The organism is Haloarcula sp. CBA1115 (genome assembly GCF_000827835.1).
GTDB lineage: Archaea > Halobacteriota > Halobacteria > Halobacteriales > Haloarculaceae > Haloarcula > Haloarcula hispanica.
The window spans coordinates 1,017,892-1,031,486 of record NZ_CP010529.1 but is presented as its reverse complement, the minus strand read 5'-3'; the positions used below and the strand labels follow the sequence as shown (position 1 = coordinate 1,031,486).

10 protein-coding genes are annotated in these 13,595 nt (G+C 64.8%); 5 read left to right on the top strand and 5 right to left on the bottom strand.

From position 1 onward, the window contains the following. Nucleotides 1–10 precede the first annotated feature (10 nt). The 3 genes from SG26_RS04960 to SG26_RS04950 form a co-directional block, all read right to left on the bottom strand. Complete coding sequence (locus SG26_RS04960; protein WP_050037009.1) at nt 11–1,975, bottom strand: 3-hydroxyacyl-CoA dehydrogenase/enoyl-CoA hydratase family protein; 1,965 nt, start codon at nt 1,973–1,975, stop codon at nt 11–13. Nucleotides 1,976–2,144: 169 nt separating this feature from the next. Further along, nucleotides 2,145–3,215 carry a phosphotransferase family protein gene (locus tag SG26_RS04955; protein ID WP_050037008.1) on the bottom strand — a complete coding sequence of 357 codons (1,071 nt, stop codon included), beginning with the start codon at nt 3,213–3,215 and terminating at the stop codon, nt 2,145–2,147. A gap of 43 nt (nt 3,216–3,258) precedes the next feature. Further along, entirely contained in the window at nt 3,259–4,053 is a 795-nt protein-coding gene (locus SG26_RS04950) for an enoyl-CoA hydratase/isomerase family protein (protein WP_050037007.1), read from the bottom strand. A 164-nt stretch (nt 4,054–4,217) separates the two neighbouring features. Here SG26_RS04950 and SG26_RS04945 point away from each other — a divergent pair, with 164 nt between their 5' ends. Both SG26_RS04945 and SG26_RS04940 read left to right on the top strand, forming a co-directional pair. Further along, nucleotides 4,218–5,873, top strand: a complete 1,656-nt coding sequence (locus SG26_RS04945; protein ID WP_050037006.1) for a long-chain-fatty-acid--CoA ligase — start codon at nt 4,218–4,220, stop codon at nt 5,871–5,873. Between the two features lie 143 nt (nt 5,874–6,016). Then, nucleotides 6,017–7,078, top strand: a complete 1,062-nt coding sequence (locus tag SG26_RS04940; RefSeq protein ID WP_050037005.1) for a zinc-dependent alcohol dehydrogenase family protein — start codon at nt 6,017–6,019, stop codon at nt 7,076–7,078. A gap of 56 nt (nt 7,079–7,134) precedes the next feature. On the opposite strand, the gene SG26_RS04935 is transcribed toward SG26_RS04940, so the two are convergent. Continuing rightward, complete coding sequence (locus SG26_RS04935; protein WP_050037004.1) at nt 7,135–8,604, bottom strand: aldehyde dehydrogenase family protein; 1,470 nt, start codon at nt 8,602–8,604, stop codon at nt 7,135–7,137. Between the two features lie 82 nt (nt 8,605–8,686). Here SG26_RS04935 and SG26_RS04930 point away from each other — a divergent pair, with 82 nt between their 5' ends. Further along, on the top strand, nt 8,687–9,850 hold the full coding sequence (locus tag SG26_RS04930) for an acyl-CoA dehydrogenase family protein (protein ID WP_050037003.1): 1,164 nt from the start codon (nt 8,687–8,689) through the stop codon (nt 9,848–9,850). Between the two features lie 60 nt (nt 9,851–9,910). On the opposite strand, the gene SG26_RS04925 is transcribed toward SG26_RS04930, so the two are convergent. Further along, nucleotides 9,911–10,681, bottom strand: a complete 771-nt coding sequence (locus SG26_RS04925) for an IclR family transcriptional regulator (protein ID WP_050037002.1) — start codon at nt 10,679–10,681, stop codon at nt 9,911–9,913. A 150-nt stretch (nt 10,682–10,831) separates the two neighbouring features. Here SG26_RS04925 and SG26_RS04920 point away from each other — a divergent pair, with 150 nt between their 5' ends. After that, nucleotides 10,832–11,962, top strand: a complete 1,131-nt coding sequence (locus SG26_RS04920; protein WP_050037001.1) for a serine hydrolase — start codon at nt 10,832–10,834, stop codon at nt 11,960–11,962. Between the two features lie 123 nt (nt 11,963–12,085). Continuing rightward, nucleotides 12,086–13,384 (top strand): DUF362 domain-containing protein, encoded by a 1,299-nt coding sequence (locus SG26_RS04915; RefSeq protein ID WP_050037000.1) that lies wholly within the window; start codon nt 12,086–12,088, stop codon nt 13,382–13,384. Nucleotides 13,385–13,595 lie beyond the last annotated feature (211 nt).

Genomic DNA, 13,595 nt, shown 5'->3' with positions numbered 1-13,595 from the left:
GAACGGGTCGCTATTGCCCCTCGAACTCCGGTTCGCGGTCGGCCGCAAAGGCCGCCGTCCCTTCCGCTACGTCGTCAGTGGTCAACAGGAGCGCAAAGGCCTGGCTCTCCATTTCGAGGCCGGCGTCGAGACTCTCGTCGGCCCCCTCGTTCATCACGCGCTTGGCTTTGCGGAGGGCAATCGGCGGCCCGGAGACGAGGTCCTCGACGAACTCCCCAACCACGCTGTCGAACTCGTCGGCGTCGACGGCCCGGTTGATGAGCCCCCAGTCGGCCGCCCGCTCGGCGGAGACGTGCTCGCCGCGGAAGACCAGTTCCTTCGCTCGGGCGTCGGTCAACATCCGAATCGCGCGCTGGGTCCCGCCGCCCCCGGGCAGCAGGCCGAGCGTGATTTCGGGGAAGCCGAACTCCGAGTCGGTCGTCGCCAGCCGGAGGTCACAGGCGAGGGCAAGCTCCAGGCCCGCCCCGAGACAGTAGCCGTCGATGCGCGCCAACGTCGGCCGCGGGTACTCGGCGACGGTCGTGAACACTTCCGTCGGTTCCGAAGTCTGTGCGGGGTCACGGTCCGCGAAGCCGGAGATGTCGGCCCCGGCGGAGAAGGCGCGGTCGCCGGCCCCTTCGAACACGACGGCTCGGACTTCGTCATCATCGACCGACGAGAGCAGGTCGACGACCTCGTCGGCGAGCGTTTCGCTGATGGCGTTCATCCGCGATGGCCGGTCGAGTTCCACTTCCAGCAGGCCGTTGTCGTCGAGAGCCCAGTTGATGGTGTGGTAGTCGCCCGGGCCGTCGCCGGTGTCGTTCTCGTGGAAGCCCCGGCCCGCTTCCGTGCCGGTATGGCCGGCCTCGACGAGTTCGACGAGGTAGTCGGCCGGCTCGTAGCGGTCGTCGCCGTGTTCGTCGTGGAGCGTCCGGAGCTTGTCGAGGACGGTGTCGAGACCGATGTCGTCGGCCCGTCGGCAGGTCCCTTCGGGGAAGCCCGCGCCGAGTTGCATCCCCGTGTCGATGGCTTCCGGCGTCGCCACGTCGTCGCCGACGAGCTTCGCGGCCTCGTTTGCCATCACCGACTCGACGCGGAGATGGTCAAAGCCGTCGGCGTCCTCTGGACCGTAGTCCGGCCCGTCGCCGTCGTCGTATTCGTAGTACCCTTCGCCGGTCTTGCGGCCGAGGGTCTCGTTCTCGACCTTCTCTTCCATGAGTGGCGGAATCGGCGTCCCGGCCTCCTTCCGGACGTGGTAACCGATGTCGATGCCGGTCAGGTCGCCGAGTTCGAACGGCCCCATCGGGTAGCCCCGCTCGTGGACCATCGCGGCGTCGGCCTGGCGGATGGTCGCCTCGCCCGCCGAGACCATCCAGGCCGGCTCGCTCATGAACGGCCCGAGGACGGAGTTGACGACGAACCCGCGCACGTCCTTGCGGACGTAAATCGGCGTCTTGCCGATGGACTCGACGAATTCGTAGCCGGCCTCGGCCGTCTCGTCGGTCGTCGCCTCGCCGTAGATGACCTCGACGAGGTCCATCTTCACCGGCGGATTGAAGAAGTGCAGGCCCAGCACCGATTCCGGCCGCTCCGTCGCCTGGGCGATTTTCGTAATCGAGAGCGAGGAGCTGTTGGTCGCCAGCAGGGCGTCCTCCGGCGCGGCGGCGTCGACGGACTCGAAGATGTCCTGCTTCACCGAGAGCTGTTCCGGCCCGGCCTCAATGACCAGGTCCGCGTCGCTGACCGCCGCCTCCAGATCGGTCGTCGTCGCGACCCGCGCCGCCACGTCGTCGGGGTCCTCGTCGAGTCGCCCCTTCTCGGCGAGCTTTTCGAGCGACCACTCGATTTCGTCGTAGCCGTCTTCGACGATGTCTGCATCGATGTCACGCAACACGACGTCGTAGCCGGCGATAGCCGTGACCTCGGCGATACCGTGACCCATTGTTCCCGCACCGAGCACTGCAACTGTCGCTATCTCTGTCTGCTCTGCTCGCATACGCGTAGTGTCTACTGCAACACATATCAATCATCCCCCTAGCAGCAATCGTGGCTGGTGGTGTTGGTCACGGTGTCATCAGCCAGTCGGGGCTTTCTGGCTGTTTCAATCCACTTCAGAAAAACCGTCCACTCGCCCGGCAGATAATCTCAATCGTCTATCTTCGTTTTCAGAGCGGTTCGTCGCCCTCGATAATCCGAATCGCGCGGTCGGCCAGCGCCGGGACGCGGTTCTCCATCAGGGGATAGAACGGGTCGTCGGCGTTGCCTTCCAGATAGCGGCGGTAGAACATCTCGCCGAGAGCGGCGAGCTTGTACACGGCGAGCGTGCGGTAGAACCGCTCGTGTTCGAAAGTAAGGCCCGTCTGGGCTTCCCAGCGGTCGACCAGGTCTTGCCGGGTCAGATACCCCGGCGCTTCGATGAACTCCATCGCGAGGTCGGGAATCTCCGGCTTCGGGTCCTTGGCGTCGCGCCAGTACGAGAGCAGCCAGCCGAGGTCGGCCCGTGGGTCGCCCAGTGTCGCCATCTCCCAGTCGAAGACAGCGGCGAGTTCGGGGTCAGCACCGGGGCCGAACATCACGTTGTCGAGTTTATAATCGCCGTGAACCAGTGTCTCCGGATGGTCGTCGGGGCACTCGTCCTGTAACCACGAGCCAACCCGCTCCAGTTCAGGGATGGTTCGGGATTCGGCCGTCCGCTCGAACGCCCACGCCAGTTGTTTCCCCCAGCGCGTGACCTGGCGCTTCGCATACCCTCTTGCACGGCCGAGGTCGGACAGGCCGACGGATTCGGGGTCTACTTCGTGGATGGCCGCGAGGGTGTCCACCAGTTCGGTGCCGACGGCCTCTCGGGCATCGTCGTTCGTGAAGCGCTCCGGTTCTTCGTCTCGGATGACGGTCCCCTCGACGCGGGCCATGACGTAGAAATCGCTGCCGATGACCGTCTGGTCGTCACAGGCCGTCACCGTCGGTGGGACCGGCACGGCTGTGTCCTGTAGCGCGTCGATGACGCGATACTCCCGTAATACGTCGTGGGCCGTCTCGGCGGTCTGGCCCGGCGGGGGTCGCCTGACAACCAGTTCCCGGTCGCCCCAGGTGACAAACAGCGTCTCGTTGGAGTGGCCCTGTTCGTGGCGCGCAACGTCGAACGTCTCGGCCGGGCCTATCTCCCTCGCGAGGAACTCTTCGAGCGCACTTTCGTCGACCAGCCGCTGGTAGTAGTCGGTGCTGCGTTCAGTCATGGTCGTCGTTTCGCGTCCATCTCATGAAAAACTGCGGGTCGTGTCATCGTCCGACGAACTCCGGCCGGCGGTCGGTCAGGAACGCCTCGACACCCTCCTCGTGGTCGGCCGTCTCGAAGACGATGCCCTGAGCCGTCGCCTCATCGCGCTGGGCGCGGTCGAAGGACTTCTCCAGCCCGTCCTGAAGCAGTCGCTTCGAGTGCCGGAGGGCGACGGTCGGCCCATCGGCGATGCGGCTGACAGTCGCCGCGACTTCGGACTCGAACGACTCGGCGTCGTAGACGTGGTTGAACAGGCCCAGTTCTGCGGCTCGCTCGGCATCCAGTATCTCGCCAGTGAATACGAGTTCCTTTGCGACGTTCGTCCCGACAATGCGGGGAAGCAGATACGATGTGCCGGCATCGACGCTGAGGCCGACCTGCCGGAACACGAAGCCGATGCTGGCCGACTCGCTCGCCAGTTGGATGTCACAGGCGATAGCGAGGTTCGCGCCGGCCCCGACGGCCGACCCGTCGACCTTTGCGACGGTCGGGACCGGCAGTGCGACGACCCTGGCGATGGTGTCGCGGGTCCGACGAGCCAGTTCGCTGACGGCGTCGTCGGTCGGGTCGTCGTTCGTGAGCCGCTCGCTCATTCCCTCGATGTCGCCGCCGGCCGAGAACGACTCGCCGGTGCCCTCGATGACGACACATCGAACATCGGACGCAGTCTCGATGGTATCGAGGTGGCGCTCCAAGGCGTCGTATACGGGCTGTGTGAGTGCGTTCCGTGTTTCCGGTTCGTTCAGCGTCAGCGTGGCGATGCCGTCGGTGATGGAGAGCAGTACGGACTCGCTCACTGGATATCACTCCGTTGTCGCTGCATGGGGTCGCTTCACATGGTTCCGGTATAAATTTACCGCTAGTTCACAGTTTCAGCCATCGCCGGCGACGCACTGGGATTGCCAAGCCATCGGGCCTGGCAGGGCTAGTTTTAACATATCGGTGTGTGTTGACACGGAGTATGCCAGGTGGTGCACCACTCAACCTCCGGTCGTTCCTGTGGCGTGGCGAAAACGTGTTCCCCGACAGCGAGATCGTCTCGCGGACACATCAGGGGATTCACCGATACACAATAGCGGAGTACGCCGAGCGCGTGCGGAAACTGGCCTCGGCGCTCGAACAGGCGGGCATCGAACGCGGCGACAGAGTCGGGACCTTCGCCTGGAACAACCACTGGCATCAGGAGGCCTACTACGGCGTCGCCTGCATGGGTGCGCAGGTACACATGATTAACCTCCTCCTCCCCGACGAGCACATCCAGCACATCGTGGCCGACGCCGAGGACGAGATCCTCATCGTCGACCCCGTCATGCTGGAGAAGCTCGAAGCGGCGTACGACGAGGAGGCGTTCGCCTCCGTCGAGCAGTACATCGTGATGGGAGAGCAGGTACCGGAGACGTCGCTGGGGCCAGTCGTCGACTACGAATCGTTCATCGCCGACGGCGACCCGGACTACTCCTTCCCGCAACTGCCCGAGGACCAGCCCGCGGGGATGTGCTACACGTCCGGGACAACAGGCAAGCCCAAAGGCGTCGAGTACACCCAGAAGATGTACTGGACACAGGTCATGTCGCTGATGACCAGCGAGGTCGGCATCAAGACCGACGACGTGGAACTGACGTACGTTCCGATGTTCCACGTCAGCGGCTGGTGTCGCCCGTTCACGACTATCGCCGCCGGAGCCAAGACGGTCCTCCCCGGGCCAAACCCGTCGGCCGAGGACCTGGCGAGGCTCATCGAGGAAGAGGACGTGACCGTCTCGGCAGCGGTCCCGACCGTCTTCATGGACCTGCTGGAGTACGCCCGCGAGAGCGACGTGGACTTCTCGTCGGTTCGGTACTTTACCAGCGGCGGGTCCGCGACGCCGCGGTCACTGATGGAGGATTACAAGCAGGAGTTCGACGTGGACCTCATCTCCGGCTACGGTATGACCGAAACGTCGCCGGTCACCCACGCCTACGAGCCAAAGCCCGGGCTGGCGGACCTTCCGGAGGAGGAGCTGTTCGACCTGCGGAGCCACTCCGCGGGGCTTCCGATTGCCGGCCTGGAGTTCAAAGTCGTCAACACCGACGGCGAGGAAGTGCCCTGGGACGGCGAGTCGCTGGGCGAACTCTGGATGCGCGGCCCGTGGGTTACACAGGAGTACTACAACGCCCCCGACGCGACCGAACAGGCTGTCACCGACGACGGCTGGTTCAAGACCGGTGACATCGTCCGGGTGAGTCCGGAGGGGTACGTCGACGTGGTCGACCGGATGGACGACCTCGTCAAGAGCGGCGGCGAGTGGATAGCAAGCGTCGAGGTCGAAAACGCCGTCATGGGCCACGACGAGGTCGTCGAAGCCGCAGTTGTCCCGGTCCCCCACGAGCGGTGGGACGAGCGCCCCGCCGCGTTCGTCGTCACACGCGACGCTGTGTCCGACGAAGCCGCGCTGCGCCAGGAGATCAAAGACCTCGTCGCCGAGTCGTACCCGTCGTGGTGGGTCCCCGACGCCATCCGTCTGGTCGACGGGATTCCCAAGGGCGCGACCGGGAAGTTCTCCAAGCAGACGCTCCGTGACGAGTACGTCGACGAGTCGGTCATCGAAACCGTCGCCGAGAACGCTCCGGCGACGTAACCCGACTGAAGCGCGGCGGGGCATTCCGGCTGTCAAAATAGTATCGGCGGCGGCCTCGGTCGCGAGCAGCTATCGCTGCCGAATCAGCCACCTCATGTCCAATGGCGGATAAGTATTTATGCTAGCCCTGCGCACCTTGCGGTATGCGAGCAGCTGTCATTGAGGAGCACGGCGAACCGCTCACGATTCAGGACGTGCCCTATCCGGAGCCCCAGCCGGATCAGGTCGTCATCGAGACAGAAGCCTGCGGGGTCTGCCGGAGTGACTGGCACGCCTGGCAGGGGGACTGGGAGTGGTTCGGCATCCAGACCGGGCCCGGGCAGATTCTGGGCCACGAGCCGGCCGGCGTCGTCGCCGACGTGGGTGCAGACGTCGAACAGTTCTCCGAGGGGGACCGCGTTACGGTCCCGTTCCACCTCGGCGACGGGTCGTGCCAGTACTGCCAGCGCGGGCACGCTAATATCTGCGAGACATCGATGCCGCTCGGATTCCTCGACGCCGCACCGGGGGCGTTCGCCGAGGCGTTCCCCGTCCGCGAAGCCGATTTCAACTGCGTCACGCTGCCGGATGCCGTCGACTTCACCGAGATGGCCGGGCTCGGCTGCCGGTTCATGACGGCGTACCACGCGCTGACCGACCGGGCGGACCTCAGGCCGGGCGACGCCGTCGCGATTCACGGCTGTGGCGGCGTCGGGCTTTCGGCGGTCCACATCGCCGACGCGCTGGGGGCCGAACCGATTGCGGTCGACGTACAGGAGGGCAAACTCGACCGAGCGCGGGACCTCGGCGCGGCGGCGACAATCAACGCCGCCGAGGCGGACAACGTCCCCGGCGAGGTCCATGCAGTCACGGACGGCGGGGCCGACGTGGCAATCGACGCGCTAGGCATCGCCGAGACGTGTCGCAACGCTGTCGAGTCACTGGACAAGCAGGGCACCCACGTTCAGGTCGGCCTCACGACTGACGAGGAGGCCGGCGAAATCTCTCTCCCAGTGGATACGATGACCCTGCAGGAAATCGACTTCCACGGCTCCTACGGGATGCCGCCGGTTCGCTACGACGAGCTGTTCAGACTGATTGACGCCGGGACGCTCGACCCGTCGAAGATTGTCGGGGAGACGCTCGTGCTCGAAGACGTGCCGGCCACCCTCTCGTCGATGGGTGCGTACGAGACGGTCGGTATCCCCGTCATCGACGAGTTCTAAGCCGGTTCGGGGCCAGCGTTGATTTCTGCGACGCCGCTGACAGAGCTACCGACAGCTCAGAGCAGCTGGTAGTCGCGCTCCTCGTGCTGGACGGAGATCCACTTGGTCTCGGTCAGTTCGTCCATGATCCACTCGCCGTTGTACCGGCCGAGGCCGGAGTTTTTCATCCCGCCGAACGGGGCGTTGGGTTCGTCCTGAATCGGGTGGTCGTTGACGTGGACCATCCCGGCGTCGATCTGGTCGGCGATGGAACGACCGTGTTCGATATCACCGCTGTAGACGCCCGCGGCGAGGCCGTACTCGGTGTCGTTGGCGAGTTCGACAGCTTCCTCGTCGGACTCGAACGGGATGACCGGAGCGACGGGGCCGAAGTGCTCGTTACAGGCCGCGGACATATCGTTGGTACACCCCGAGAGGACGGTCGGTTCGAGGAACAGGTCCTCGACCTCGCCGCCCGTTTCCAGCGTCGCGCCGGCATCGACAGTCTGTTCGATGAACGAGGTAAGCTGGTCGACCTGACTCTCGTTGATGATCGGGCCGAACTCCACGTCCTCGTCCAGCGGGTTCCCGATAGTCAGTGACTCCGCGTGTTCGACGAGCTTCTCGACGTACTCATCGTAGACATCCTCGTGGACGAGGTGGCGGTTAATCGAGATACACACCTGTCCCTGATGGCCGAAGGCACCGACGGAGCCGGCCTTGGCGGCTGCCTCGATGTCGGCGTCCTCGGTGACGACGAACGGTCCGTTGCCACCGAGTTCAAGCGCCGGGAGGGCGAGCGCGTCCCCGGCCTGACTGGCCACAGACCTGCCGACCGCCGTCGACCCGGTGAACGACATCACGCGGGCGGTCGGATGGCCGGCCATCCGGTCGCCGATGTCGGAGCCGTGGCCCGTGACGACGTTGACGACGCCGTCCGGGAGACCGGCTTCCTCGGCAATGTCGGCCAGCAGGAGCCCGCCGGTAATCGGCGTGTCCGTCGCGGGCTTGATGACGACGGTGTTCCCCAGTGCGAGCGCGGGACCGAGCGCCCGCGTCGTGAGGTGTAGCGGGAAGTTCCACGGCGAAATAATCCCGACGACGCCAGCGGGCTCGCGGACGATGTGATGGTCCTTATCTTCGTGATACATCGAATCGCGGACCTCTTCCTCCGGCGGGACCATTTCCAGTGCGCTCTGGAAGTCCGCCATGGCGAAGTTGGCCTCGGCAGTCGCTTTGGCCTGAACACTGCCTGACTCCGTCGCGAGCAGTTCGACGATCTCGTCGAGTCGTTCCTGCATCACCCCGATCATCGCCTGAACGTACTCGTTGCGTTCCTCGCGCGACAGCGCCGCCCAGTCGGACTGGGCCGCTTCGGCGGCCTGATAGGCGTCGTTGACGTCCCCCTCTGTCCCGGCGGGCACCGCCGCGATTTCCTCGCCCGTCGCGGGGTTAGTCACCGGAATCGTATCAGACGCTCCGGCGTCGCGCCACTCGCCGTCGATGTACAGTTGGCTCCACGCCGTCTGGCTATCTGGTTGTGACATTCCATGCTGTCGACAGCGCTACGGACTTTTAGCACTTTGGCAGCAGGCAAACGCTTAATTGAACCCCGGCCACAGATCCTATATGATCGATTACCTCGGTCTCGAAGGCGACCTCGGCGAGGAAGAGCGGATGGTCCGTGACACGGCCCGGGACTTCGTCGAGAACGAAGTCAAACCGGACGTCGGCCAGCACTGGATCGACGGGACGTTCCCGACGGACCTCATCACCGAGATGGGTGAACTCGGGTTCTACGCACCGAACCTCGACGGGTACGGGTTGCCTGGACTCAGCGAGACAGCCTACGGCCTCTTGTTACAGGAACTGGAGGCCGGCGACAGCGGCCTGCGCTCGATGGCCAGCGTTCAGGGTGCGCTCGTCATGTACCCGATTCACGCCTACGGCAGCGATGCCCAGAAGGAGGAGTGGTTGCCGGCGCTCGGCAGCGGCGAGCGGGTGGGCTGTTTCGGTCTGACCGAGCCCGAACACGGGTCGAACCCGTCGGCGATGGAGACGACGGCCGAGCGCGACGCCGACGGCTACGTCCTGAACGGCTCGAAGACATGGATTACGAACGCGCCCATCAGCGACCTCGCAGTGGTCTGGGCAAAAGTCACGTCCGCCGACGGCGACCCCGTGCGGGGCTTCCTCGTCGAGACTGACCGCGACGGCGTGACGACGAACAAGATCGACGAGAAGCTCTCGCTGCGCGCGTCAATTACGGGCGAGATCGGCCTGCAGAACGCCCGCGTCCCCGAGGAGAACGTTTTGCCGGGCGTCGAGGGCATGAAGGGGCCGCTGTCCTGTCTCACACAGGCCCGCTACGGCATCGCCTGGGGGACGGTGGGGGCCGCGATGGACTGTTTCGAGACCGCCCACGAGTACGCCACCGACCGCGAGCAGTTCGGCAAACCGATCGCCGGCTATCAGCTCCAGCAGGAGAAGCTCGCGGAGATGGCGACCCAGATATCGCTGGGCCAGTTGCTCGCTCACCGGCTCGCTGACCTGAAGGAACGCGGCGACCTCCGCCCGGAACAGGTGTCGATGGCCAAGCGCAACAACGCACGGATGGCCCGCGAGCAGTCACGGGTGGCCCGCGAGATGCTCGGCGGCAACGGCATCACGGCTGATTACTCCCCGATGCGGCACCTGACGAACCTCGAAACCGTCTACACCTACGAGGGGACGCACGACATCCACTCGCTCATCCTCGGACACGATCTGACCGGCATTCCGGCGTTCGAGTAGGGCGGCCGTCGAATCTCTTCCGGTATACGGAACAGCCCCGCTGACACGAAACAGTACTTCTCAATCGTACGTGAGGTCAATCTTCAGCTCGCTGGCTTTCCGTTCCAGCAGATCGGGGTACGTCGATTCGATGTCGTCCTGGCTCACCCGGCCATTCGGCCCGAAGACGCTCAACGCGCCGATGAGGTCGTCCTCGTGGTTGTACACCGGCACGCCAGCCGCCCGCAGGCCGTCCATATGTTCTGACATGTTGGTCGCATAACCCCGCTCGCGGACCTGTTCGAGTTCCTCGAACAGCGCGTCCCGGTCGGTAATCGTGTTCGCCGTCAACTCTTCGAGGGCAGTGGTTTCGACGAACTCCTCGATGCGTTCGTCGGGCCACTCCGCGAGGATGGCTTTTCCCGAGGCGAGCGCGTGCAGCGGCCGACGTTTGCCGATCATCGTGTCGCTCTGCAGGGGATTCCGGCCGCCGGCTCGATGGAGATACACGCCCTCGAAGCCCTCTTCGACCAGAAACAGCGCCCGCTCGTCGGTCTCTATCGCCAGTTCGATGACTTTCTGTTTGGCGACGATATAGCCCGGCCGCCGTATCCGCGGCGGTTCGCTGAGCTGCAGAAACCGCAGCGAGAGCCGGTACTCCCCGTCCTCCTCGACGAGATAGTCCATGTCGTGCAGCGTCTTGAGGTGCCGATACACCGTGCTCTTGGCCAGGTCCGTCTCCGCCCGAATCTCCGCAATTGTCGCGCCTCCCGCGTCCCGAATCAGCCCCAGAATCTCGAACGACGTCCGGGTCGTCGATACCTCGGACGTTCCGTTCTTGTTTTCGAGCATACGGAGTTGTGACCGCTTAGTGACATCAACGTTTCGCATAATCGACCATGATGGTCTGGCAGCTCGAACGCAATCAGTAGCCGTCTGCCGCTTGATTCCGCGACCGAACAGAACCTAACTTCTATTATCTCGCCGGAGCCAAGACAAGGTATGCCACAACTCAGCGCAGACGCCATCGAACAGCTCCGGGCTCAGTTCGACCGACAACTCGAGGTCGGACTGCACCACGGCGCACAGTTGGCGGTGTACGTCGACGGCGACCTCGTCGTCGACTTCGCCGGCGGTTCCACGGGTCCCGACGGTGACGAAACGACGCCCGAGACGCGCCACGTACTGTTCTCCTGTACGAAGCCGTTCGCCGGCGTCGGCCTGCACCAGCTCGTCGAGCAGGGCGAACTCGACTACGACGACCGGGTCGTCGAGCACTGGCCGGAGTTTGCCGACGACGGCACACAGAAAGCATCGATTACAGTCCGGCAGGTACTCAGCCACACCGCCGGCCTCCCCTTCGGTGAGTTCGACGAACAGTACGAAAGCTGGGGCGACTGGGACGCCGTCGTCGCGGCGATGGAAGACATCGACCCCGTGTTCGAGCCCGGAACGACGCCGGCGTATCACGCTATCAACTACGGCTGGCTGGTCGGTGAACTCATCCGCCGCTGTAGCGGCCAGCCGGTCGAAGAGTACGTCGCGGAGAACGTGTTCGAGCCGCTGGGAATGGACCAGACCGGTATCGGTCTGCGGGATGACGAGCCCGACGACGTGGCGACCCTGGCCGGCTACGAGGCGTTCGAGCGGTGTCACGATGTCGACGAGGGGCTCGATGACCCCGCCGCGTCCGCCGGGGCATTTAATCAGGAAGCGATGCGCCGGGCAGTGATCCCCGCGGCTAACGGCATCGGTACGGCCCGGGACATGGCCCGGTTCTACGCCTGTCTCGCCAACGGCGGGTCGCTGGACGGGACGCAACTGCTGACCGAAGCGACTGTCGACGAGGCGACCACGACTCACGCCGAAACCGAGTCCGACGGCACGCTATCGCGCCCGGCCCGCTACGGCCTTGGCGTCTGGACCGGCGGGCTGGCCGCCGATATGTTCGGGGCCGCCAGCAAAGAGCGCATGTTCGGCCACGCCGGCCTCGGGAGTTCGTTCGGCTGGGCCGACCCCGAACTGAACGTCGGGTTCGCGCTCGTCACGAACGGTATCCGCGACGAGTCCTTCGAACACGCCGCCCGCGTCGGCCAGCTTTCCGACGCCGTCCGACTGCTGTTACAGGACTGACTGCGCCGGTCTGGGGGTTGCCGTCGTAGGCATTCCTGATCGTTCGGGTCGATGTCCGTATCCCCGGTCACCATAGAGCTGGGCGACCCCGGTTTTTGTATGGCTCGGCACTGATCCTCCGATATGAACTTCCCCGACCGAGGCGACGTGGACCACCTTATCGACCCACAGCCGCTGCCGGGCTTCGCTCGCGTCCGGTACGAGCCGGAGACGGCCGCCGTCGACGACCCGTCGGCCGCGGCGCGGACCGAACTCGACCGCCTCGACTTTGACGGGCTGGAAGCGGGTGCGACTGTTGCCGTTGCCGTCGGCAGCCGTGGCATCCACCGTATCGACGACATCGTCGAGACTGTCGTTGCGGATATCCGTGATCGGGGCTTCGAGCCGGTCGTCGTCCCGGCGATGGGGAGCCACGGCGGGGCAACGCCCGAGGGCCAGCGCGAAGTGCTGGAGAGCTTGGGCATCACGGAGTCGCGCCTTGATGCCCCCATCGACGCCCGGATGGACACTGCACAGGTCGACACCGTTACTGTCGGTGACACCGAGTTTCCGGTCCACGTCTCGACGGCGGCACAGGAAGCGGATGCCGTGGTCGTCGTGAACCGGGTGAAACCCCATACCAACTACAGCGGCCGCATCGAGAGCGGTCTGATGAAGATGACCGTCGTCGGGCTGGGCAAGCAACACGGCGCGAAGGCGTTCCACTCGACAGCCATCAAGGAGGGGTACGTGGAGACGCTGGAAGCTGCACTCCCGGTTGTTGAGTCGGCACTGCCGCTGGTCGGCGGCGTGGCGCTGGTCGAGAACTTCCACGAGGAGACGGCCCACGTCGAAGCGATTCCCGCGGGCTCGTTCACCGACCGCGAGCCAGCGTTGCTGGAGCAGGCGTACGACGAGATGGCGACGCTTCCGGTCGACGACATTGACCTGCTCGTCGTCGACGAACTCGGCAAGGACGTCTCCGGCGCGGGGATGGACACGAACGTCATCGGCCGCTACCGCGTCCTCAACGCGCCGGACCCCGACGAGCCGGCGATCAAACTGCTGTACGCTCGCGGGCTCACCGAGGCGACGAAGGGCAACGGCAACGGCATCGGCTTGGCCGATATCACCCGCCAGGCTGCGGTTGACCAGCTGGACCTGCAGAAGACGTACGCGAACGCGCTCACCAGCGGGTCAACGGCGAAGGCGAAGCTCCCCCTCGTTGCGCCGGACGATGAGTTCGCCATCCGGACGGCGCTGTCCGCGCTCGGTGGCTACGACCCCGACACCGTCCGGATCGTCTGGATACAGACCACGCAGGACCTGTCCGAACTGCACGTCTCCGAGCCGCTCGTCGAGGACCTGCCGACCGCCGCCGAGGTTACCGGCCGCGAGTCGCTCACGTTCACCGACGGCACCGCGTCGTTTACCCGGGACTGACAGTCGGGTGACGACGGTCCCCGTCATGCATCTGGAACAATTTCTAACAACTGTACATCCGTTTCTCCGACTACAACATATTATACCAGTATTACTTTGGGCATGTGATTCGATCCGAACAAGCGGTGGACCTGAATACAGGCAGAGCTGCTGATAAAACTCTATATACTGTGATATTCGAGCGCTATCATCGTACTATCTGGAGATATAT

Excerpts from the sequence above, each read along its gene's own strand:
- SG26_RS04960 (WP_050037009.1), bottom strand. The coding sequence starts at position 1,975 with ATGCGAGCAGAGCAGACAGAGATAGCGACAGTTGCAGTGCTCGGTGCG.
- SG26_RS04955 (WP_050037008.1), bottom strand. The coding sequence starts at position 3,215 with ATGACTGAACGCAGCACCGACTACTACCAGCGGCTGGTCGACGAAAGT.
- SG26_RS04945 (WP_050037006.1), top strand. The coding sequence starts at position 4,218 with ATGCCAGGTGGTGCACCACTCAACCTCCGGTCGTTCCTGTGGCGTGGC.
- SG26_RS04940 (WP_050037005.1), top strand. The coding sequence starts at position 6,017 with ATGCGAGCAGCTGTCATTGAGGAGCACGGCGAACCGCTCACGATTCAG.
- SG26_RS04935 (WP_050037004.1), bottom strand. The coding sequence starts at position 8,604 with ATGTCACAACCAGATAGCCAGACGGCGTGGAGCCAACTGTACATCGAC.
- SG26_RS04930 (WP_050037003.1), top strand. The coding sequence starts at position 8,687 with ATGATCGATTACCTCGGTCTCGAAGGCGACCTCGGCGAGGAAGAGCGG.
- SG26_RS04925 (WP_050037002.1), bottom strand. The coding sequence starts at position 10,681 with ATGCTCGAAAACAAGAACGGAACGTCCGAGGTATCGACGACCCGGACG.
- SG26_RS04920 (WP_050037001.1), top strand. The coding sequence starts at position 10,832 with ATGCCACAACTCAGCGCAGACGCCATCGAACAGCTCCGGGCTCAGTTC.
- SG26_RS04915 (WP_050037000.1), top strand. The coding sequence starts at position 12,086 with ATGAACTTCCCCGACCGAGGCGACGTGGACCACCTTATCGACCCACAG.